At 35.7% G+C, this 18,850-nt stretch carries 21 protein-coding genes; 6 read left to right on the top strand and 15 right to left on the bottom strand.

Annotated elements, in window-relative coordinates:
• Positions 1 to 1,102 precede the first annotated feature (1,102 nt).
• Both ACTNDN_RS05620 and ACTNDN_RS05625 read left to right on the top strand, forming a co-directional pair.
• Positions 1,103 to 1,837, top strand: a complete 735-nt coding sequence (locus ACTNDN_RS05620; RefSeq protein WP_441130844.1) for a hypothetical protein — start codon at positions 1,103 to 1,105, stop codon at positions 1,835 to 1,837.
• Between the two features lie 275 nt (positions 1,838 to 2,112).
• Positions 2,113 to 2,820, top strand: a complete 708-nt coding sequence (locus tag ACTNDN_RS05625) for a YoaK family protein (RefSeq protein WP_031538907.1) — start codon at positions 2,113 to 2,115, stop codon at positions 2,818 to 2,820.
• Positions 2,821 to 2,860: 40 nt separating this feature from the next.
• Here ACTNDN_RS05625 and abc-f read toward each other — a convergent pair whose 3' ends face one another.
• Together abc-f and ACTNDN_RS05635 are read right to left on the bottom strand one after the other, a co-directional pair.
• On the bottom strand, positions 2,861 to 4,750 hold the full coding sequence (gene abc-f, locus ACTNDN_RS05630; RefSeq protein WP_441130845.1) for a ribosomal protection-like ABC-F family protein: 1,890 nt from the start codon (positions 4,748 to 4,750) through the stop codon (positions 2,861 to 2,863).
• Between the two features lie 324 nt (positions 4,751 to 5,074).
• Positions 5,075 to 5,212 carry an RAxF-45 family protein gene (locus tag ACTNDN_RS05635; RefSeq protein WP_251628094.1) on the bottom strand — a complete coding sequence of 46 codons (138 nt, stop codon included), beginning with the start codon at positions 5,210 to 5,212 and terminating at the stop codon, positions 5,075 to 5,077.
• 363 nt (positions 5,213 to 5,575) lie between these two features.
• Between ACTNDN_RS05635 and ACTNDN_RS05640 the strand changes: the two genes are divergently transcribed.
• Positions 5,576 to 6,397, top strand: coding sequence for an STAS domain-containing protein (locus ACTNDN_RS05640; protein WP_251628096.1), 822 nt, complete (start codon positions 5,576 to 5,578; stop codon positions 6,395 to 6,397).
• A gap of 96 nt (positions 6,398 to 6,493) precedes the next feature.
• On the opposite strand, the gene cdaS is transcribed toward ACTNDN_RS05640, so the two are convergent.
• Positions 6,494 to 7,117: a sporulation-specific diadenylate cyclase CdaS gene (cdaS, locus tag ACTNDN_RS05645; protein WP_251628098.1), complete on the bottom strand. Its 624-nt coding sequence runs from the start codon at positions 7,115 to 7,117 to the stop codon at positions 6,494 to 6,496.
• Positions 7,118 to 7,277: 160 nt separating this feature from the next.
• Here cdaS and ACTNDN_RS05650 point away from each other — a divergent pair, with 160 nt between their 5' ends.
• Positions 7,278 to 7,820, top strand: a complete 543-nt coding sequence (locus ACTNDN_RS05650; protein WP_284561420.1) for a hypothetical protein — start codon at positions 7,278 to 7,280, stop codon at positions 7,818 to 7,820.
• Between the two features lie 19 nt (positions 7,821 to 7,839).
• On the opposite strand, the gene ACTNDN_RS05655 is transcribed toward ACTNDN_RS05650, so the two are convergent.
• The 4 genes from ACTNDN_RS05655 to ACTNDN_RS05670 all read right to left on the bottom strand — a co-directional run bounded on the left by ACTNDN_RS05655 (position 7,840) and on the right by ACTNDN_RS05670 (position 11,938).
• Positions 7,840 to 8,931: a nitric oxide synthase oxygenase gene (locus ACTNDN_RS05655; RefSeq protein ID WP_441130846.1), complete on the bottom strand. Its 1,092-nt coding sequence runs from the start codon at positions 8,929 to 8,931 to the stop codon at positions 7,840 to 7,842.
• A gap of 22 nt (positions 8,932 to 8,953) precedes the next feature.
• Positions 8,954 to 10,327 (bottom strand): aldehyde dehydrogenase, encoded by a 1,374-nt coding sequence (locus tag ACTNDN_RS05660; protein WP_441130847.1) that lies wholly within the window; start codon positions 10,325 to 10,327, stop codon positions 8,954 to 8,956.
• Between the two features lie 270 nt (positions 10,328 to 10,597).
• Positions 10,598 to 11,371 carry a type I 3-dehydroquinate dehydratase gene (gene aroD, locus ACTNDN_RS05665; protein WP_284561422.1) on the bottom strand — a complete coding sequence of 258 codons (774 nt, stop codon included), beginning with the start codon at positions 11,369 to 11,371 and terminating at the stop codon, positions 10,598 to 10,600.
• 36 nt (positions 11,372 to 11,407) lie between these two features.
• Positions 11,408 to 11,938, bottom strand: coding sequence for a shikimate kinase (locus tag ACTNDN_RS05670; protein WP_031538917.1), 531 nt, complete (start codon positions 11,936 to 11,938; stop codon positions 11,408 to 11,410).
• A gap of 381 nt (positions 11,939 to 12,319) precedes the next feature.
• Here ACTNDN_RS05670 and katA point away from each other — a divergent pair, with 381 nt between their 5' ends.
• Positions 12,320 to 13,774: a catalase KatA gene (gene katA, locus ACTNDN_RS05675; RefSeq protein ID WP_031538918.1), complete on the top strand. Its 1,455-nt coding sequence runs from the start codon at positions 12,320 to 12,322 to the stop codon at positions 13,772 to 13,774.
• Positions 13,775 to 13,843: 69 nt separating this feature from the next.
• On the opposite strand, the gene ACTNDN_RS05680 is transcribed toward katA, so the two are convergent.
• From ACTNDN_RS05680 to ACTNDN_RS05700, 5 genes are all read right to left on the bottom strand, one after another.
• Positions 13,844 to 14,038 carry a hypothetical protein gene (locus ACTNDN_RS05680; protein ID WP_441130848.1) on the bottom strand — a complete coding sequence of 65 codons (195 nt, stop codon included), beginning with the start codon at positions 14,036 to 14,038 and terminating at the stop codon, positions 13,844 to 13,846.
• Positions 14,039 to 14,173: 135 nt separating this feature from the next.
• Positions 14,174 to 14,326, bottom strand: coding sequence for a hypothetical protein (locus tag ACTNDN_RS05685; RefSeq protein ID WP_441130849.1), 153 nt, complete (start codon positions 14,324 to 14,326; stop codon positions 14,174 to 14,176).
• The gene (locus ACTNDN_RS05690; protein ID WP_441130850.1) at positions 14,298 to 14,492 is read right to left on the bottom strand and encodes a hypothetical protein; all 195 of its coding nucleotides are present in this window, start codon (positions 14,490 to 14,492) and stop codon (positions 14,298 to 14,300) included. Before ACTNDN_RS05690 ends, ACTNDN_RS05685 begins: the two co-directional genes overlap by 29 nt.
• Positions 14,464 to 14,637, bottom strand: coding sequence for a hypothetical protein (locus ACTNDN_RS05695; protein WP_441130851.1), 174 nt, complete (start codon positions 14,635 to 14,637; stop codon positions 14,464 to 14,466). The genes ACTNDN_RS05690 and ACTNDN_RS05695 overlap by 29 nt, the downstream gene beginning before the upstream one ends.
• Before the next feature lie 3 nt (positions 14,638 to 14,640).
• Positions 14,641 to 14,763 (bottom strand): hypothetical protein, encoded by a 123-nt coding sequence (locus tag ACTNDN_RS05700; RefSeq protein WP_441130852.1) that lies wholly within the window; start codon positions 14,761 to 14,763, stop codon positions 14,641 to 14,643.
• An 86-nt stretch (positions 14,764 to 14,849) separates the two neighbouring features.
• Between ACTNDN_RS05700 and ACTNDN_RS05705 the strand changes: the two genes are divergently transcribed.
• Entirely contained in the window at positions 14,850 to 15,710 is an 861-nt protein-coding gene (locus ACTNDN_RS05705) for an aldo/keto reductase (protein WP_441130853.1), read from the top strand.
• Between the two features lie 64 nt (positions 15,711 to 15,774).
• On the opposite strand, the gene ACTNDN_RS05710 is transcribed toward ACTNDN_RS05705, so the two are convergent.
• The 3 genes from ACTNDN_RS05710 to copZ all read right to left on the bottom strand — a co-directional run bounded on the left by ACTNDN_RS05710 (position 15,775) and on the right by copZ (position 18,846).
• On the bottom strand, positions 15,775 to 15,900 hold the full coding sequence (locus ACTNDN_RS05710; protein ID WP_268817797.1) for a hypothetical protein: 126 nt from the start codon (positions 15,898 to 15,900) through the stop codon (positions 15,775 to 15,777).
• A 222-nt stretch (positions 15,901 to 16,122) separates the two neighbouring features.
• Positions 16,123 to 18,555 carry a heavy metal translocating P-type ATPase gene (locus tag ACTNDN_RS05715; RefSeq protein WP_441130854.1) on the bottom strand — a complete coding sequence of 811 codons (2,433 nt, stop codon included), beginning with the start codon at positions 18,553 to 18,555 and terminating at the stop codon, positions 16,123 to 16,125.
• A gap of 84 nt (positions 18,556 to 18,639) precedes the next feature.
• A complete protein-coding gene (gene copZ / locus ACTNDN_RS05720; RefSeq protein ID WP_031538922.1) occupies positions 18,640 to 18,846 on the bottom strand; it encodes a copper chaperone CopZ in 207 nt (68 codons plus the stop codon).
• Between the last annotated feature and the right edge of the window lie 4 nt (positions 18,847 to 18,850).

Consider the following 18,850-nt stretch of genomic DNA (forward strand, 5'->3'; position numbering starts at 1 on the left):
GTTCTAAGATTATCAAAAAATAGATCGTCACAGGTAAACGATCTAAGGTTTTAAGCTAATTGCTTAATATTTTTAAGAGTACCAGTAGCCTTCCGCATGTACTGAATACAGGTCAGTATCAGCTTGAAGAACTAATGATGTCCCTTTTCCAGCGTAAGTGTGATAACTATTCACAATTTTTGATGCATTATTTGGAGTCACACGAATAAAGCCAGTATATGATGTGGAAGAAGTACTCGCACTACGCTTCACTCTATAATAAAATTTATCAGAACTGATAATATTGTGACTAGTTGTATAAATATATGCATTTTGCTCATTATCATCTTTAGGATTGGGGGCAGAGTATGCTGTACCATTGCTTATAGAAGGAGTTACACTAAAAGAAAAATTCTTTTTCGCTGCAAAAGCAGAAGGTGTTAAAATTGTTAGAGCAGTTGCAAAAATAAAAGCAAAAGTTATTAGTTTTTTCTCATTTAAAATTCCCCTCTTTAATAATGATTATTTATTTAGAATCTATCAGTGACCTGTATGGTAGATTACTAGCGGATGAAAGTGAGTATTTTTTTGAAAATCAACCATTCATAAATAGTTTAATATTGTATTTAAAATAAGTGCTATTTAATGTTCATATGGAAATTCTGTAATTGTAACAGTATTGTTAAAAGAAATTTCTATCAACATATTGCTATTAGGTATGTAAAACAGTGTAAAAGCTAAACCAACAGTAAAAAGACTTTTTATTATTTTCTTCATTTTTTCAATCCCTTTCTGTATATTTCTTAGCCTGATTTTAATGCATAATTAAAAACACTGTATTTTACAAATTCACTGAATTTTCACCAATAAAGTACAATATTTAAGTATTTCATCCTATTTTCGTTGTACAATATGAAGATAGGAATATTTTTGAAGGAATGATGGATACATGGATAATAAAGTAGGGCAGGAAATTAGAAGATTAAGAAAATCACTAACTATGACTCAAGCATCTTTATGCAAAGGCATATGTGACCAATCGATGATTAGTAAAATTGAAAAGTGAGAAACATATCCCTCTGCAACTATTTTATATCAACTAGCAAAGAAGCTTGATGTAGATATGGAACATTTCTTTCGATTCTCCAAAATTCCCAAACCTGACTATGTTCACCACTTTTATCAATTATTACGAAAAGCTGTTAGAGAACATGATTATAAGGAAGTAGAAAATCTTATTAAAAAGGAAGAACACCATCCGGTATTTAAACAATCTGAATTAAAACAGGTTATTCTTTGGCATAAAGGAATGGTCTCTTATTATGTATACCAAAATTTCCAGAATGCTGTTGATTTTTTAAATCAATCATTGGCTATTAGTCGTTCTAGTAATGAGAACCGCTCCTTTTCAGAGAGAGAACTTGAGATTTTAAATTCATTAGCTGCTCTTCATGCAGAAATAGAAATGTTTGAAAAAGCAGATAAGTACTATATGGATGCATGGAATGTATTGAAGAGAAAATGGCCATTAAAGGATCCAACTATTTATATTAGAATTATTTATAATCTTTCGAAAGTAAAAACAAGATTAGGAGAAAAGGAAAATTCTATTAAAATGTGCAAAATGGGCATTAACTATTGTAAGGAAACAAACCTTATGTATCTTTTAGGAGAGTTGACTTACCATATTGGGTATAACTATGAAGTTCAAACAGAGGAAATGGAAAAATGCATTGAATACTACCAGAAAGCAATTGCGATATTCGAAGTCCAAGAAAATGAAAAAGCCATAGAATTTATCGCTGAAAAAATAAAAAAACTATCAATTAATCCTCCCTTTCCAACTCCTAAAATTTAAGGAGTTTTTTTGAATAGTAACTGTTAGTTTATTTATAAACATATTGACTAAAAATGATAGGCATCTAAATATGTACACCTTGATTTAAATTTAACGATATCATATCCTCTAAAGTACCATCTACTCCCTTTTTATTCTTTTCTATTATTTTGACACCAACAATAAAAAATTCGGTTTTTGTTCAAATAATCATCCAATAACTTATGGTAAGATTATAATGTTTTTCCTAAACATTTTTACTGGAAAGAATTATCCTGCAAGGAGCGTAATTATTCATGATTGATAAAATCAAACCAATACCTTCCTTATCCTCTAATTCCGTATTCCTAGCTTCTTTATTAGGAATAGTTGGTGGTTTTTTAGATGCTTATACATTTATTAGTAGAGACGGTGTATTTGCCAATGCACAAACAGGGAATATCGTTTTATTCGCAGTAAACGCTGCAACAGGTGAATGGGTGGAATCCCTTCATTATATCCCGCCATTAATAGCCTTTGTCTTAGGAGTCTTGGTTTCTGAAATTGTCAAAATACCTTCTCTAAGGGAAATCCTATACAGCTATAGACGATCAATCCTTATTTTAGAATGTATCGTCTTAATTATAGTCGGATTCTTGCCAACATCTGTTCCGAACATCATTGTTACAACCAGCATCTCATTTGTATCTTCTTTACAAATATCAACATTTAACAAGTTAGATAAATGGGCATATAATTCAACAATGACTACTGGGAATCTAAGAACTGCAACTCAAGCCGCTTATGCTGCTTTTACAAAACAAAGTCAAGAAGCGAAGATCCAATTTAAAGAGTTTTCCATTATTATCGGCTCCTTTTTATTTGGGGCATTACTTGGTACCTTTACAACCACTCAATTTGGCAATAAAGCCATATGGGTATCGGCAATTATTCTAATCGTCGCATTAGTCCTTTACCATAAAGATAAAGGGTATATTCGTAAACGTTGTGCAGATAGTTTATAAAAAAGGAGAAAGGCTGAATGATTGACAGCCTTTCTCCTTTTTACTTACGATTCATAAGTCCATATAGTTCCTCCCACTGTCTTTCAAGCTCCTCCTTTTTAGAAAACAACTGCTCCAATTTACCCCAATCCGTTTCTATTTCCATTATTTTCTCTAATTCTGAAATCTTTTTTTCCAATCCTTCTACTTCCTTTTCCAATTGAATTTGATTAAAAGAAGCTTCCCTCTCCTGTTTTTCCTTAATTGTGGCCTTCTTCTCTTTTTTTGATTTTACTGGATTAGTTTGTAGATTCTTGGACGTTTGTCTTTCCGTCGACTTTTCGCGTGCATACGTGTAGTTCCCCTCAAAATAGTGAACTTCCTTTGTTTGAATCCAATAAATTTTTTGAAATAGTTTATTTAGAAAATAGCGATCATGGGAAACAGCAAGAATCGTGCCATCAAAATCTTCTAAAGCCTCTTCTAATACTTCACGGGACTCTATATCTAAATGATTCGTTGGCTCATCTAGAATTAATAGATTGATTTCTTGATACATAAGCTGGGCTAAGCGAAGCCTCATTCTTTCTCCTCCACTTAAATTGCTGACCTTTCGAAAAACGGAATAACCGTAAAAGAGAAATTGAGCTAAAATATGCCGTGCCTCCCCCTCTGTCACATGCACTTCATTTCGAAAAGCTTCGATCACTGTTTCCCCTTCCATTTCCATTAATACATGCTGAGAAAGATAGCCAATTTTCACGTTACTTCCCATTTTGACTTCTCCTATATCTGGATCCATTTGTTGAAGAATCATCTTCAACAAAGTTGATTTCCCCGATCCATTCTCTCCAATAATTGCCGCTCTGTCTTTATAGCTTATTTGCATTTGAACTTGTTGAAACAATAGTTGATCGCCAAAGCTTTTTGATACATTCTTCAGCTGAATAACATCCTTCCCACTTCGGTCACTTGCTTCCATGTCAAAATTCATTTTCTTTCTATTTATAATGGGGCGAGCTAGTTTTTCCATTCTTTCGATAGCCCTTTCCATATTTCTCGCTCGCTTATGCAATCCTTCATTAGGCGGATTCGCCCTATTCGCCCATTCACGAAGTCGTTTGATTGCTTCTCTCATTTTCTTGATTTTCTTTTGCTGTTCCTCATATGCCTGAAACTCTCTTAAAAGCCTTTCTTCCTTTTCCTTTGTAAAATTTGTAAAATTAGTATAGTAGGTTGTTACTTCCCCATCTTCTAAATCTACCACCTTTTGAATCACTTCATCTAAAAAGTAGCGATCATGGGAAACCACTAAAATGGTACCATGATAATCCTGAAGAAATTTCCCAAGCCACTCGACTGCCATTAAATCCAAATGGTTCGTCGGTTCATCCAATAAAAGAAAATCAGGTTCTTGGAGGAGTAGCATCGCTAAACCAACCTTTGTTTTTTCCCCTCCACTTAAAGCTCCATATTCTTTCATGACTAACTGCTCAATTTTTAGCCCATTAACCATTTTCTCTATTTTTGCTTCCATTTCATATCCACCAGCATTCGTAAAATACTCTTGCGATTTTCCATATTCCTCCATTAATAGCAATAGCTGTTCTGGATTGATATCCTGCGCCATTTCCTGTTCCATCTGTTTTATCTTCCCTTCTATTGTTTCAAGGTCAGAAAATGCCTTTTTTAATACTTCCTTCACCTTCATAGATTGTTCATATTCCGGAATTTGTTCTAAATATCCAATCTTTAATCCTTTTTTCCAATGGATTTGTCCAGCATCAGGTGTTTCCTGCCCTGCAAGTAATCGAAATAATGTGGTCTTCCCGCTCCCATTTCTTCCAACAAGACCAACTCTTTCTTTTTCCTTTAACTCTAATGATATGTCTTCAAATATAGTATTTCCTCCGTACATCTTCGCTATATGATTGACACTGCAAATAATCATAATTCTGCTCGCTCCTTTTTCTATGATTATCTCTTTTCCCTGACTCTTTCATGGACGGTTTAGTCCACTTTTAGCAACGCAAAAAAAGCCATGGAAAACAAAGTTCTCCATGGCATTATTTAAGGAAAAAGATAGGTACACTTTTTCCATTAAATATAAATACCTCTAAATATACTTTTAGAAAGAGCCATATATAGTTGCATACTGGCTCCTTTCTATTAATAAATGACATTCCATTCTGCTTTGGTAAAGCCATTTAAAAAAGGAGTGCATGAAAATGCACTCCTTTAACCGTCCAAATAGAGATGTGGGTAAGAGATGTTTTCACTGTTTTAGTTTGCTATTTAGTTGTTTAAAAAAGGGCATACTTATCCCGTTAACAACTACGATCGCAAATTTTGCACGGTTAATATATAAACTTTCCATCATATAACCTTGCACTAAAACAGTTGAACTTAACATCCTTCCCACCTCTTTTCTTTTATAAGTTAGTTTTATTATATCTTTAAAGGAAATCACACACAAGAGAAAATAATAAGAAAAATCAATTATGTCTGAATAATGTTCCTTAGGCACCATCTTTAAGTACTTTATTTTTTTCATTGATGAGTAATATGTTACTTGGTACAAACTACCATCTATTATCATTTGATTCTAGTATTGTCCTTTATCATTTCAGCAAGGAATTTTATCGATATTCTCCAAATACTTTTAAACTAAAATATATGTTTAATCACCTTAACAATAGGGTAGATACTTCTTGTTATTAGTTTTTATTGTAAATTAGTGCTTTACTACCTTAAATTAATCCAGGGGAGTAGTTGTATGAATACAATAGCTTACATAAAGGAAGAATTAAAAACTTTCATTAACGAAAATGAAACACCATTCAATCAAAAACTTCTTACTGAAGCAATAAACGTTTCCACCAAAATTACAGATATTTTGAACAAAGGAAATATCGATTTATTAAAAAACGCCAAAAAATTAATTTTTTATACAGTGGATCAACAAGAAGCAGAACTAATCTCTTTTGCGAAAGTTGAAGGAATTGCATGGGCAAAACACTCTTTAACACTTGAATTAAAGCTTGAATGGGTGCAAGCGATAAGAAGAACGTTATGGCACTTTATACGGATAATAGATGAGGAAAAAGATATATTGAAAAATCGTGATGAGTATTACGGGATGGAAAAATTATTTAATGAAAAAATAGATCAATTTTTAAATACCTTTTTTCTTAGCTATTCTCATTACAAGGATGAAATGCTACATAAACAAAGAGAAGTAGTGGAACATTTATCCGTCCCAATTATTCCAATTAAACAATCTATTTCTGTTTTACCGTTAATCGGTTTTATTGATTCATACAGAATTAAAATAATTGAGGAAAAGGTTCTAAATGATATAGGAGAATCCAAAATCCAAATATTAGTTATAGACCTTTCTGGTATTGCCATAATGGAAATGGATGTAATAGATTACTTCGAAAAAATATTAGCAGGAATTTCAATGATGGGTTGCAAAGCAATTCTGACTGGATTAAGGCCAGAATTAGTAAAAAAAATGGTGCATGCTGGCATTCATTTCGAACAAAATGCAGAAACAAGAGGTACACTGCAAGAAACTTTGAAAAATATCCTATAGCTTAAAGGAAAAAGACAAGTATTAATTGATAGCCAAAAGGGGATATTTAAGTCCCTTTTTTGGCAATTTTTTTCTCTAGTTTAAGATAGCACTATCCTAGCTTGTTATTCCTCCAGGCTGTATAGGATATAAAACGCCCCCCAAGGCGAACGATATTCTGCCTGTTTCCTCGGAAACGACTATAACTAATGCATCAGTTATCTCACTTAAACCAATGGCTGCTCGGTGTCTTGTCCCCAATTTTTCCTTCCCATTGTAATGAAGAGAGGAAGGGAAAATATTTCCGGCTGAAACAATTGCGTTCTCCTCAATTAGTACCCCTCCATCGTGCAAAGGATTACCCGGATAGAATATTGCTTCTAATAGAGACGGAGATAATTTTGCATGCAAAGGAATTCCTGAATGAACACGTGTTTCTAATTCATCATTACGTTTAATGGCAATTAGTGCACCATGACGTTTCTCTGATAAGACTTGGGCACATGCTGTAAGAATTTCTAAATCCTCTGTATATGGCTCTAAATATAATTGTAAATAGAAGGTAGCAGCACTATGATGAATACTTTTAAATTGTTTATTTACTTCTTCAAAGTCATTCAAGATGCAGCAATTTTTTTCATCCATCGTACGCTGGAGTTCGCCAATTTTATCTTGTAAATGGGCCAACGCATGGTGCATATGATTACTAAACTCTATAGGTAAATCTCTTTCTCCTTCCATACGAACACCCCTTTTTTTTACCTTATCCAAGCTCTGTTAATTTATGCATGCTGAAAGAGAAATTCGTTATTTACGGTAACTTTTTTCGAAACATTGAATTCATATTTTACAAATGATAGACTAATAGTTGAGTATTTCAAAAGGAGGGAATATTTTACAGATGAAATTTTGGACTTGGACTATTGCTATCCTACTAACAGTTACTGCTATTGGCGTTTCTTCCTTTTTTGTCATACAAACACTATTTGACAGTGATTCGCCCTTACAAACAAATAATGAGCGGTCCGTCGTGAAGGAAGCATCTACCGAAGTAGAAGAATCTTTTGATACGGAAAAAGTTAATACTCCTGTCAATGAGGAAGTTGTCACTTTAGCAGATGGAACGAGCGGACACACGTTTATTTCTATTTGGCATGATTTTTATAATGAAACATTAGGTTGGGGAAGATTGGAAACGACAAGCTATGAAGAACAGAAAGAAGCAGCACTTTCCATTCTTGATGAGATAAAGGACATTAAAGTCTCCGATGAAGAAATAGAACTAGACATGAAAGATATCGCTGCAAATGCTCAGATTGTAGCAGAAAAAGATGATCGTAGTGCTATGCGAAATCTGCATCGATATTTTCATGACTTAGATATTTATTTTAATGGCTATAACTATGATCAAACATTTGGTATTACTGAATTTAGAGGGAACTAAGCCACATCTTCGTTCCACTCTAATTTTTTTCGTTAAAAGGATATTTCTGATTAAAATAATTTGGTTTTTTGCCTTCATTATTGTAGCGTTTATGAAAAATATGGGTAGTTGCAGGAGATAGCGGTGGAATTAGCCATGCCCAATTGCCTGTAATATCTCTCCCTTTTTCTGCCTCTTTATTTTCAAATATCTTAAATTGCTGTGCTGCGGTATGGTGATCAACAATTGTTACACCTGCTTTTTGAAAAGAGTCCAATACAGCAATATTTAATTCCACTAAAGCCTTATCTTTCCACAGAGTAGCGTTCCTTTTCAGGTTTAGACCAAGCCATTCCCCAATCGTTGGTAGCATATTATAGCGATTCTCATCCGCTAAGTTTCTTGCACCAATCTCTGTACCCATGTACCAGCCGTTAAATGGTGCTGCTGTATAAGAAATACCACCAATTTCAAGGCGCATACTAGAAATAATTGGAACAGCATACCACTGTAAGCCTAATTCTTCAAACCATCGATAATCTGGATGTTGAATCGGGACTTCTAAAACAATGTCGTTTGGGATTTCATATAGTTTCGGCTTTTGCTCATTTACTTGAATGACAAGTGGAAGGATATCATAATTTGTTTGCTCTCCCGTCCAGCCTAGCTTTATACACTCTTTTGTAAAAGCTATAGAGTCCGGATCTCCAATAACTCCATGCTCTGTTTCATAACCAGCATAACGTATAAGCTGATGATTCCATATTCGGATAGAGGAATTTCTTGTCTCTTGCTGAAAAATAGTAATCGTTGGCTTTATTTTCCCTCCATTTGTTGCATAGGCAATATGATGGAACAATGCCTCTTTTATTGCTTCTTCCGTGTTAAGATGTCGTTTGTCTAGCACATGTAGATTTTCCCAAAATAATCGACCGATACAGCGATTACTGTTTCGCCAAGCCATTTTAGCTCCATATATTAGTTCTTCCTCTGTATGCTCATAATATCCCTTTTCATTGATGGCTTGTTCCACTTGTATAAGTCTTTCTTCTATCTCTTCTCCAGACTTATTCAGTTCGTTATATGCCGTCTCAATAAACATTTTTGCTTCTGCTAGTAGTGTATTAATCAATAAATCAGCCTCCTAACGCTTATTATTTGAGCACTTTACGAATCAATTTATCCTTTTTTTCGGTATACGGAGGGAAAAGAATCGGGATATCTACTCTAACACTTTTTCTAAGCACACTTCTTTGATGCGAAAAAGTAGTAAAGCTATATTCGCCATGATAAGCTCCCATTCCTGATGCCCCAACTCCTCCGAAAGGCAAGTTAGGAGGAACAATATGTGTCAGTACATCATTTATCGAAACTCCGCCAGATGATATGGCATGGATCACCTTTTCTTCTGTATCTTTGCTATTTGTAAAAAGATAAAGGGCCAGCGGTTTATCTAGCTTTTTTATCGCTTCCACTGCTTTGTCTAATTTTGAATAGGATAATATAGGTAAAATTGGACCGAAGATTTCTTCTTGCATAGAAGCGGATGCCCATGTAGCATCCAGAATAGTTGGTTCAATAAAGCTTGTTTCTATATTACTATTTCCTCCAAATAAAATCCCTTCCCGGTCCGCTTCTAGCATTTCTCGTAAGCGAAGAAAATGCCGCTCGCTCACAATTCTGCCGAAATCTTCCTTCTCTTCAATCCTTTCTCCGAAATAATTCAATAATGTATTTTTCAACTCAGCGATTAATGGATCTTTGACCGATTCATGTACCATAATATAATCTGGTGCCACACAAGTTTGACCAGCATTTAATGTCTTTCCCCATATTATGCGCTTGGCCGCAATCTTCAAATTAGCTGTTTCATCAATAATAACGGGACTTTTTCCTCCTAGCTCTAGTGTAACAGGCGTTAATTGCTTGGCAGCTGCTTCCATTACAATTTTTCCAACCTTTGTGCTACCGGTAAAGAAAATATAATCAAAGTTAGCATGTAGTAGCGCTTGATTTGTCTCCACTCCACCTTCCACAGAACAAATATAGGAAGGTTCAAAAACAGTATTAATTATATCTGTTACTACAGCTGAAACTGTTGGTACAAGCTCGGAAGGCTTTAATATCGAGCAATTCCCTGCAGCAATTGCTCCAATTAATGGTTCAATCAATAATTGAAAGGGATAATTAAAGGGACCAATAATAAGAACCGTCCCATATGGCTCAAAAAGTATCTGTCCATTAGAAGGAAATAGACTCCATGTACTCTTTACTTTTTTAGGCTTCATCCATCTTTTAAGACATTTCATTGTGTGACGTATGCTATTAAGCACAAAACCTATTTCCGAAGTATAGGACTCAAAAGGGTGCTTTCCTAAATCTATCTGAAGAGCTTCTATTAATCTTTGTTCATTTTCTAAAATAGCATTTCTCAATTTGTCCAGCTGCTGCAGCCGGAATGTATAAGGCAATGTTTTTTGGGTTGCAAAAAATGTTTTTGTTTGTGCTAATCTTTCGTCTACATTCAATTTCAACAGCTCCGTTAATGTTTATCTTTTAAGTTTGAGTGTACCAACTTTTTCTTTCTTTAAGCAAGTTTTATAGACGATTCTCTTTCATTTGGGACAATCTTTAACTTGCTATTCCATTTAATCTATAAAAAAAGAATTTCGCCTAGAAACGAAATCCTTTTTCATAAAGGGAAAGTTCCAACAAGGTGGTAATTCCTCCCCACTGATGGATAATGGAAACTATCGTTTTCGAATGCTCCTATGCTTGTAGTTGAACCCTACTGTCCGTTAAGAGTACGATAAACTTTTATGTAAAGTAGTTAAGATATTTCTTAATTCTTCAATTGGAATTTGCCCTGGTGCTGATGCTTTTTTTGCTGATGCAAACGTAATAGCTGAACCAAATATTTCTCCTGCCATTCTACTTACAGCCCCTTTTCCTCCCATTGACATTGTTACAATTGGTATGTCTGCAGCAATTTCCTTCATCGTTGCCGTTGCATCTAATAATGTTAAAACATCTTTAACAGATTGAGGCATGACTGCAATTTTTGGAATATCAGCACCTAATTGTTGTGCTTTCTGTAATCGAGAAATAATTTCCTCTTTCGATGGTGTTTTTTCAAAATCATGGTTAGATAGTATAACAGCGATTTGATGGGAATGCGCCAGCTTGATAACTTCCTTCATTGCATCTTCTTCCGTAAATAATTCGATATCCAGTAAATCAATCAGCCCTGTTTCTACCATATTTTTATTTAAATGAAAATATGCTTCCTTCTCTATCGACCTTTCTCCACCCTCTTTAGCTGTGCGAAAAGTAAATAGTAAAGGAATATTTCCTATCGTATTTCTTATTAGATGCAGAGCCTCTGTCACACTGCCTATCTCATCTACTTCTGCAAAATAATCACTTCGCCATTCTATTATATCGATTGGAAGCTCCTTAAGTAAGGCGGCCTCTTCCCTTAGCTCTTGGACTGTTCTACCAATCAGGGAAACACATATTTTCGGTAATCCCTCACCAATGAAAACATCTCTTACTTTAACGCTTTTACTCACCTTTTTCCCTCCAATAACCAATTTCTCTATCATTATTTAAGCAAGATCCAAGGAATCTATTACGGATTCTACTATTTCCTCCAGCTCTTTCCCATCCATTTTCACCTTCAAATGATGGTTTACATAGATTGCCTTTCTCTCATTAAATAAATTCTTTATCTCTTCCTCTGATTTCCCTTGTAATACTGGCCTGCTATCGATAATAAATGGAATTCTTTGCTTCCACGCTTTAAAGGACATGTCTAAATATAAGACGATACCATTTTCAAGACAGCTTTTCCGAATGTCTTCTTGTAAAAAAGCTCCTCCCCCAAGGGATATAACTTTTTGTGTCTGTTTGGATAAAGCAATAATCATCTCCTTCTCCTTTTTTCGGAAGAACGCCTCTCCATGATATTGAAAAATTTCGGTAACTGTCATGTTATATTCTCTTTCTAATTGATGATCAACATCTATAAAGTCTCGTTTGAGTTTATTTGCTAAAGCCTTTCCAATCGTTGTTTTTCCTACACCCATAAACCCAATTAGTATAATACTTTTCTGTTTTCCTGATTCCTTTTGCAACATGAAGTAAAGCCCCCTATAATCTATTCCGACGAAAATCTTTCTTTCATTATAAGGGAAATACAGTCTTTATCCTAGCAGATTATAAGGAATAAATCGGATACACCATTCATAAAATTTATGGATATAACTATTTTCTATTCATATATATAAGCTTCTTGCATATTTCCTAATTCTCATTCATGTATTTCTTTTCTCTATTAGCCTTTTCTATAAAATCTATTCATTGTCAAGTATTACTTGTTTCTTAGCATATAAAACCCTATCATATTATTCCCTCTGAAAACTTATTTATAATAATTATAAAATTATATTGATTTTTTATTTATAGATGATATTATAATATACATATGCTAAAGAACTAAATTATGAGGTGATTTTTATATGTCAAATAATCGATTAACTACTAGCTGGGGAGCACCAGTTGGGGACAACCAAAATTCCATAACTGCTGGACATCGTGGACCGACTTTAATACAAGATGTCCATTTACTTGAAAAATTAGCTCATTTTAATAGAGAACGTGTGCCTGAGCGTGTGGTTCATGCTAAAGGGGCTGGAGCTCATGGATATTTCGAAGTGACAAATGACTTAACAAAATACACAAAAGCTAACTTCCTATCTGAAGTAGGTAAAAGAACACCAATGTTCATTCGTTTTTCAACAGTTGCTGGGGAATTAGGTTCTGCTGATACTGTTCGTGATCCACGTGGATTTGCAGTGAAATTTTATACAGAAGACGGAAATTACGACATCGTTGGTAACAATACGCCTGTATTCTTTATTCGCGATGCAATTAAATTCCCTGATTTCATTCACACACAAAAAAGAGATCCAAAAACACACTTAAAAAATCCAACAGCTGTATGGGATTTCTGGTCGCATTCACCTGAATCTTTACACCAAGTATCCATTCTTATGTCAGATCGCGGTATTCCTGCAACCCTTCGTCATATGCATGGTTTCGGGAGCCATACCTTTAAATGGGTGAACGAAGAAGGAGAAGGCGTGTGGGTAAAATATCATTTCAAAACAGAACAAGGGGTTAAAAACCTTGATGTGAATTTAGCAGCTAAACTTGCTGGGGAAAATCCTGATTATCATACAGAAGATTTATTTAATGCGATTGAAAAAGGAGACTTTCCTGCTTGGACACTTTATGTTCAAATCATGCCATTAGAAGATGCAGATACGTATCGTTTTGATCCATTCGATGTAACAAAAGTATGGTCACAAAAAGATTATCCTTTAATCGAGGTTGGACGTATGGTGCTTAATCGTAATCCAGAGAACTACTTTGCGGAAGTAGAGCAAGCTACTTTCTCTCCTGGAACATTAGTACCTGGTGTAGAAGTTTCACCAGACAAAATGCTACAAGGTCGTTTATTTGCTTATAGTGATGCACATCGTTACCGTGTTGGCGCAAACCATAATGCACTACCAATTAACCGCCCTCGCAATGAAGTAAATAACTATCAACGCGATGGTCAAATGCGCTTTGATGGCAATGGTGGGGGTTCAGTTTATTACGAACCAAATAGCTTTAGCGGTCCAAAAGAAACTCCTGAAAACAAAACAACTCCATTCGCAGTATCTGGAGTAGCAGAAAGTGTTGCATATGACCATAACGATCATTACACGCAAGCTGGAGACCTATACCGCTTAATGTCTACAGAAGAACGCGAAAGATTAGTTGCAAACATTGTTGGCGCAATGAAACCTGTAGAATTAGAAGAAATCAAACTTCGTCAAATTGGTCACTTCTACAAAGCAGATCCTGAATACGGCACAAAAGTTGCTGAAGGATTAGGCTTGAGTGTACCAGAGACAGTAAAATAATTACGTTTTGTTGAAAAGCCCTCTATCATAGAGGGTTTTTCTTTCTATTTAATTGAATGGTTTAATCACTTAAGTACCAATACCTTGTTTAATTAGTTGATTCCCCTTTTTGATAGGCTTTAAACTAGTTTTGGCGATTTTTGGCGGATGGTTGCTATATTTAGAGGGGGATTTTTGCGACTTTGGTGTTCTTATTTGCGACTTTGGCTCTTTTACTTGCGATTTTGGCTCTTTTACTCGCGATTTTGGCTCTTTTACTTGCAACTTTGCCTCTCTTACTTGCCACTTTGGCTCTTTTACTTGCGACTTCGACTTTTATTTGCAACTTTCACCCTCTTACTTGCGACTTCCACACTCTTTCTTGCGACTTTCTCTCTCTTACTTGCGACTTTGGCTCTTTTACTTGCGACTTCGACTTTTACTTGCAACTTTCATACTCTTTCTTGCAACTTCCACCCTTTTACTTGCGACTTCCACACTTTTACTTGCAACTTTCATACTCTTTCTTGCAACTTCCACCCTTTTACTTGCGACTTCGACTTTTACTTGCAACTTTCATACTCTTTCTTGCAACTTCCACACTTTTACTTGCGACTTCCACACTTTTACTTGCAACTTTCATACTCTTACTTGCGACTTCCACACTCCTTCTTGCGACTTTCTCTCTCTTACTTGCGACTTTGGCTCTTTTACTTGCGACTTCGACTTTTACTTGCAACTTTCATACTCTTACTTGCGACTTTCACACTCTTACTTGCGACTTTCTCTCTCTTACTTGCAACTTTGGCTCTTTTACTTGCGACTTTCTCTCTCTTACTTGCCATTTTGGCTCTTTTACTTGCGACTTCGACTTTTACTTGCAACTTTCACCCTCTTACTTGCGACTTCGGCACTTTTACTTGCAACTTCCACCCTCTTACTTGCAATTCCCATCCTCTTACTTGCAATTCCCATCCTCTTTCTTGCAACTCTCCTCTTCTAAACCTCACTCCCCCAACCCATCTCAATTATTTGAAAAATCAACCAGAAACCGATACGCTTAGGATAGAAAAAACTATTCTAACGGGGTGAAATAATGGAGTTAACAATTAATTCGACAAAAAAACTAAGCAATGGAGTAGAAATACCTTATTTGGGCTTTGGTGTTTTTTTAGTCAACGATCCAACAGAATGTGAGCAAAGTGTCCTTTCTGCAATAAAAAAAGGATATCAGTCCATTGATACAGCTACAAGGTATGAAAATGAAGAATTTGTAGGCAATGCTATTAAATCCGCTGGTGTGCCTCGTGAGGAATTATTTATTACAACAAAGGTTTGGGTAACCGACTTCGGCTATGAAGAAACAAAAAAAGCTTTTCACGAATCCTTAAAAAAATTACAGCTTGATTATTTAGATCTTTATCTTATTCATTGGGCAGCGCCTGGCTTTGAAGAAACATGGAGAGCATTAGAGGATCTTTATGAAGAAGGATTAGTCCGTGCTATCGGCGTGTGTAATTTCCAAATTCACCATTTTGAGAAATTAGCCGAAACAGCAAGAATAACGCCAATGTTAAACCAAGTAGAAACACATCCCCTTTTCCAACAGGTTGAATTACGAAATTATATGGCACAGCATAATATCGCACATGAAGCATGGGCTCCCCTCGGTCAAGGAAAAAATGGATTATTCGATTTGCCAGCTTTAGCGGCCATTGCCAAAAAGCATAATAAAACAGTTGCACAAATTATTTTGCGCTGGCATTTAGAACGAGATACCATTATTATTCCTAAATCCGTACATGAGCATCGTATTATGGAAAACGCTGATTTATTCGACTTTACACTTGATGCAGAAGATATAAAAACAATTGCTTCCTTAGATACAAACCAACGAAGCTTCGGAAATCCTGATGATATCGAACGTTTTAAAGCAATGCAGGAAGCTGCAAAATAATTTAATAATCAACTCAAAAAGGCATACCAATTCATCTATATTGGTATGCCTTTTATTCTAAAATTTACTGCTTCTTATTAGTAGAAGCCCATTGATTATCTGTAGCTGTCTTATTCTGTTTTTTGCTTGTAACTTCTGTATTTGCCGTTGCCCATTGGTTATTTACTTCTGATTTTTTCTGTTTCGCCATTATTCGTTACCTCCTGCTAGTAGTTATCGACGTACAATTCTAGTATGAGATAAAGTTGCTAAGATTATGAACCCAACCGAAAATCTTTTCATAAAATGAACCTTTAAAAAGGCAAAGCTTTATCCTTCAAATGATGTATTCGGACATCTACAAAACAATGATTTCCGAGCTATGTCCCTCGATTCCTCATTTACGGGAGATGTGAGTCTAACTAACCAGCATTTAAAGCTTCAATCGCTGTAAACGAAGCGCATTTAATACGACAGATACAGAGCTAAATGCCATCGCTGCACCAGCAAGCCAAGGTGCTAGTAAACCAATTGCTGCAATCGGTATACCAAGTGTATTATAACCGAATGCCCAGAATAAATTTTGCTTAATGTTGGCAATCGTCTTTCTGCTTATTAAAATACTGTCGGCAATTGCTTGTAGATCCCCACGAATAAGCGTAATATCGGCTGCCTCCATTGCAATATCTGTTCCTGTTCCAATAGCCATGCCTATATCTGCTAAGGCTAAGGCTGGAGCATCATTTATGCCATCCCCCACCATGGCCACTTTTTTCCCTTGCTGCTGTAGCTTTTTAACAGCGTCAGCCTTTCCATCTGGTAATACCTCTGCAATGATATGGTCAATGCCTGCTTGTCTCCCTATCGCTTCTGCTGTTTGCTGATTGTCTCCAGTGATCATAACGACATCCAAGTTCATCTGTTTCAATCGCTTAATTGCCGCCTTTGACGTGTCTTTAATCGTATCTGCGACTGCAAGAAGCCCTGCATATTTACCATTAACGCTTATAAGCATTGCTGTTTTCCCTTGGGATTCGAGCTCCTTCATTTTAGGTAGAATTTTCCCGACATTGATGCGATATCGATCCATTAAACGCCGTGTTCCGACTAATATTTCATTTCCATCAACATGTGCACGAATTCCATAGCCCGGGACTGCCTCAAATTGGGCTGTATCCTGAAGTACAATCCCCCTATCTGTTATGCCTTTAACAATCGCCTCAGCAAGCGGATGCTCTGATTTGCTTTCTGCTGCTCCAATTAGGGAAAGTAACGTTTCTTCCTCCCAATCTGTTATGACATCCGTTAATACAGGTTTTCCATTTGTGACTGTTCCCGTTTTGTCTAATAAAATGGTGTCAATTTTATGCGTCATTTCAAGATGTTCTCCACCTTTAAATAATATCCCATACTCGGCTGCTCTACCTGATCCGGCCATAATAGAAGTCGGAGTAGCTAGCCCAAGTGCACATGGACATGCAATAACCAGTACGGCAATTAACTTCTCTAGACTTTCTGCAAAATCTCCAGGTGCAATAATGAAATACCAGAAAAGGAATGTTACAATTGCAAGCGTCACTACAATAGGAACAAAAATGCCTGAAATATAATCTGCTAATCGTTGAATTGGTGCCTTTGATCCTTGAGCTTCTTCCACTACTTTAATAATTTGCGCAAGGGCTGTCTCTTTCCCAACCTTTGTCGCTTTCATTTTTAAGAATCCATTTTTATTAATGGTAGCACCAATTACGGTGTCTCCCCCTTGTTTATCAACTGGAATACTTTCACCTGTAAGCATAGATTCATCAATCGCTGACTGTCCTTCAATAATTTCGCCATCAACGGGAATTTTTTCTCCCGGTTTTACAAGAAGTATATCCCCTGCTAAAACTTCCTCAAGAGGAATTTCCGTTTGCTCCCCATCTCGAATGACGACAGCAGTCTTTGCCTGAAGCCCCATCAGTTTTTTTATCGCTTCGGAAGATCTTCCCTTTGCCTTCGTTTCAAATAATTTGCCCAGAATAATTAAAGTAATTAGAATGGCACTTGTTTCGAAATATAATCCAACAGGATGACCGAAATGCCCTAATGTCTCAAAAGATAGATAGACACTATAAAAATAAGCAGCTGAGGTTCCTAATGCAACAAGGACATCCATATTAGCGCTCTTATTTTTTAATGCTTTATATGCTCCTATATAAAACTGTTTTCCTACAAAAAATTGAATGGGAGTTGCCAGCGCCATTTGTACCCAAGGATTCATTAATATATCTGGTACGTAGAGAAAGGAAGTAAAGGTAAAGTGACCAACCATTGTCCATAATAAAGGAAGTGATAAAACGATCGAAAAAAGAAATTTCCGTTTTTGTCTTTGGTATTCTGCTTCCTTTTTATTTATGGTCGCTTGCTTTGATTCCTTTTTTGTTGCTCCATAGCCAAGCTTATTAATTTTTCCAATTATCTCATCTGCTGCAATACTTGCCGGATTGTACTCAATTGTTGCATTCTCCAATGCCAGATTCACGGTTGAAGTGTTAACACCAGCCATCTTATTTAAGCCTTTTTCAATTCTTGTTGCACAGGCAGCACAAGTCATTCCTGAAATATCTAGTTCCAGTTTTTCAGTTATTATTCCATAGCCCAATCCTTCTACTTTTTCTTTAATTTCATTTGTTGATAGTTCGTCTTCTCTATACGTAACTGTTGCCTTTTCAAGCGCCAAATTGACTGTAGCTTGTTCTACACCTTGCATTTTGTTAAGACCTTTTTCAATACGATTTGCACAAGCTGCACAGGTCATTCCCGTAATCTCAAATGTCTGTTCATTTATTTTACCTTTACTTTTCACTACACTTTGTTCAGCCATATCGCAAAAACTCCTTATACCTATATAGGGTATATTTGATTGAAAATAAAAATGTGCAGACGATCGCACATTTTTTAAATTGCATTACTTTACATCATAGCCTTGCTCGTCAATTGCTTCTTTAATTGTTTCAAGAGCAACTTCATTAGCATTAAATGCTACATCAACTAATCCTTCTTTAAGATTAACTTTAACAGCTGAAACGCCTGCAAGTTCTCCTACACTTCCTTCTACCGCTTTTACACAATGATTACAAGACATTCCTTCCACTTTTAACGTTACATTTTCCATCTGA

The sequence above is a fragment of the Niallia sp. HCP3S3_B10 genome, from assembly GCF_052064465.1.
Classification (GTDB): Bacteria; Bacillota; Bacilli; order Bacillales; family Cytobacillaceae; genus Niallia; species Niallia hominis.

Coding starts and splice junctions, on each gene's coding strand:
- ACTNDN_RS05620 (WP_441130844.1), top strand. CDS start 1,103: ATGGAACATTTCTTTCGATTCTCCAAAATTCCCAAACCTGACTATGTT.
- ACTNDN_RS05625 (WP_031538907.1), top strand. CDS start 2,113: ATGATTGATAAAATCAAACCAATACCTTCCTTATCCTCTAATTCCGTA.
- abc-f (WP_441130845.1), bottom strand. CDS start 4,750: ATGATTATTTGCAGTGTCAATCATATAGCGAAGATGTACGGAGGAAAT.
- ACTNDN_RS05635 (WP_251628094.1), bottom strand. CDS start 5,212: ATGTTAAGTTCAACTGTTTTAGTGCAAGGTTATATGATGGAAAGTTTA.
- ACTNDN_RS05640 (WP_251628096.1), top strand. CDS start 5,576: ATGAATACAATAGCTTACATAAAGGAAGAATTAAAAACTTTCATTAAC.
- cdaS (WP_251628098.1), bottom strand. CDS start 7,117: ATGGAAGGAGAAAGAGATTTACCTATAGAGTTTAGTAATCATATGCAC.
- ACTNDN_RS05650 (WP_284561420.1), top strand. CDS start 7,278: ATGAAATTTTGGACTTGGACTATTGCTATCCTACTAACAGTTACTGCT.
- ACTNDN_RS05670 (WP_031538917.1), bottom strand. CDS start 11,938: ATGTTGCAAAAGGAATCAGGAAAACAGAAAAGTATTATACTAATTGGG.
- katA (WP_031538918.1), top strand. CDS start 12,320: ATGTCAAATAATCGATTAACTACTAGCTGGGGAGCACCAGTTGGGGAC.
- ACTNDN_RS05705 (WP_441130853.1), top strand. CDS start 14,850: ATGGAGTTAACAATTAATTCGACAAAAAAACTAAGCAATGGAGTAGAA.
- ACTNDN_RS05710 (WP_268817797.1), bottom strand. CDS start 15,900: ATGGCGAAACAGAAAAAATCAGAAGTAAATAACCAATGGGCAACGGCA.
- ACTNDN_RS05715 (WP_441130854.1), bottom strand. CDS start 18,555: ATGGCTGAACAAAGTGTAGTGAAAAGTAAAGGTAAAATAAATGAACAG.
- copZ (WP_031538922.1), bottom strand. CDS start 18,846: ATGGAAAATGTAACGTTAAAAGTGGAAGGAATGTCTTGTAATCATTGT.